This window comes from Bifidobacterium apri, assembly GCF_009299485.1.
In the GTDB taxonomy this organism is placed as follows: Bacteria; Actinomycetota; Actinomycetes; order Actinomycetales; family Bifidobacteriaceae; genus Bifidobacterium; species Bifidobacterium apri.
Window position 1 is genome coordinate 1 of the sequence record NZ_WBSO01000032.1, and the last position, 2,162, is coordinate 2,162.

The following is a 2,162-nucleotide window of genomic DNA, read 5'->3' on the forward strand; positions in this document are numbered from 1 at the left end:
CGTCAGCTTCAACCACACCAACCTGACCCTGAACGGCCCACCCGGCTACCTCAATGGCCAGCCATGGCCGGGAACACGCATCACATGGCAGTTCCCCTGCCTTGACAAGGCGAGTGGTGCGACCACGCCCACACCTGTACTCACCAGCATGGCAGGCGATGGCAAAGTCGCGCATTACGCGCGACTCATCGTCTGCACGCAGGAAGACTACGAGAAACTCCAAACCACTGGACTCAACTATTTCGACTATTCGACACAACCAGAATAAGGAGGATTATATGAAGTGGAAAAGCCCGCCCCGAGCGGGATTGGTCGCCACCATCATCACACTGGTGGTGGGGTTGACGGCGGCCCCGAGCGCGATGGCCGCATTGAACGGCATCGACGTCGCCAGTTGGCAGTCGGACACGGTGACCTGCACCGTGCAGGATTATGATTTCGCGGTCGTGAAATCGTCTGAGGGCACGTGGTATGCGAACCCGAAGATGGCCGCCCAGCTCTCCTGCGCCCAGCGGCGAGGCAAGAAAATCGGAGTCTACCATTACGCGGACGGCGCGGATGCGACAGTTGAAGCCGACCACTTCGTCAGCTCGATAGGCGGGTGGCGCGGCAAGGCGCTGCTCGCCTTGGACTTCGAGATGGGCGGCAACAAGGTCTACTACAGTGCGAGTGCCGGGGATTGGATCAGGACGTTCGTGAACCGCGTCCACGCGGTGACGGGCGTGTGGCCGGTCATCTACATCCCCGAAAGCGGCGTGGGTAAGATTCCTGCTGACGTGCGCGCGAACTGCGCCATCTGGCCCGCCGCTTACGCGACGATGAATCCGACCGGCTGGCAGTCCAACCCGTGGCACGGCGGGCGCTTCAATGAGGCGATGCGCCAGTACACGAGCGAGGGTGTGCTCGCCGGGTATGCGGGACGCCTCGACTTGGATATCTTCTACGGTGACGGGGTAGCTTGGGATGCTTACGCGCGCGGCGGCAACGGCTCTCAGGCGACCGTGAAGCCCGCGCCGAAACCGAGCACCCCCGCCCCCGCGGCGCGGACTATCCGCCCCGTGTTGGACACGGACGGGAAAATCGGCTACAAGACCATCTGTCAATGGCAGCGTGTCATGGGCACACCCGTGGACGGTGAGATCAGCGGCCAGTACGTCGTCTGGTACCGTCCGAGGCTTTACGCCGTAACCCACCGCAACCATCGTGGCTCGACGCTCGTCCGCGCGGTACAGCGTAAATTCGGTTTGCGGCAGACCGGTCTGCTTGACCGTACCACCATCCGCGCGATTCAGCGGTATGTGGGCGCGAACCCGGACGGTATTCTCGGCTATGACACTGCGCGCAAAATCCAAATCCGCCTCAACACGGGACGATTCTAGAGATAGGAGGAATCATGGAGTATCTGCTGCCTGGTAAGGCATACCAAGCGTTGAAGTGGGTCGGGCTTATCGTCCTGCCCGCGTTAGCCACATTGCTTGGTGCTGTGGGTACGGCGTGGGGTTGGCCGCATTTGACGGCCATCGTCACCACGGTCACCGCTATCGGTACGTTCGTCGGCGCGCTCGTCGGCGCGAGCAATGCCAGCGCCACTCCGACCGGCGGCGCTAAGGCCGAGTAGTCTGCTTGCATGACACGAGAGGTGCTGCTATGGTTGGCGGTATCACGTAGACACGCCTACGGTTCGGCCGGGGCGTTTCGACGCCACCGGTCCTGCCGGTGCGAGTTAAAATACAAGTGAACATGTAAGCATGACCGGTGTTGCCGGTAACGGTATCATCGTCATGGTCGCAGCCGTTCGCGGTTGCGCGGATTACACAAGGAAAGCCCCGGAGCATGGTGAATGTTCCGGGGCTTTTTCTGTATCCGCATGAAGCCCATTGCCGTTCTGGTTCCCGGTGATGGTTTTGTGTGTGTTCCCGTGGCATGTGTGGTTTGTACGGGAATGGGCGAGAATCGGAGCTGGCGAACCTGACGTGCATGTCCGCGTATCGGTTGCGGCAGTAAGGATTACACGATTCCAGTGTATGCAGCACACGCCCCGGTCATGGAATACAACAAAGACTACTCCGGCGAAAAGTCCCGTGATATCGCCCAGGCGTTCGCCATTGCGGCCGGGATGACCGGCGATTTGCAGACCGTGCGCGAGGAGGCGGTCCAGGCGG

3 protein-coding genes and 1 pseudogene are annotated in these 2,162 nt (G+C 61.1%); all 4 read left to right on the forward strand.

Translation table 11 applies throughout. The annotated features are described in order from the left end of the window. Positions 1-268, forward strand: a 268-nt coding sequence (locus DSM100238_RS09430; protein ID WP_167511143.1) for a hypothetical protein, incomplete at its 5' end; no start/stop codon positions are given. Between the two features lie 10 nt (positions 269-278). Then, the gene (locus DSM100238_RS09145; RefSeq protein ID WP_167511144.1) at positions 279-1,379 is read left to right on the forward strand and encodes a GH25 family lysozyme; all 1,101 of its coding nucleotides are present in this window, start codon (positions 279-281) and stop codon (positions 1,377-1,379) included. A gap of 14 nt (positions 1,380-1,393) precedes the next feature. Beyond that, positions 1,394-1,618: a phage holin gene (locus DSM100238_RS09150; RefSeq protein ID WP_152356352.1), complete on the forward strand. Its 225-nt coding sequence runs from the start codon at positions 1,394-1,396 to the stop codon at positions 1,616-1,618. Positions 1,619-2,035: 417 nt separating this feature from the next. Further along, positions 2,036-2,162 (forward strand): annotated as a pseudogene (locus DSM100238_RS09595) (lactaldehyde reductase); the annotation flags it as partial.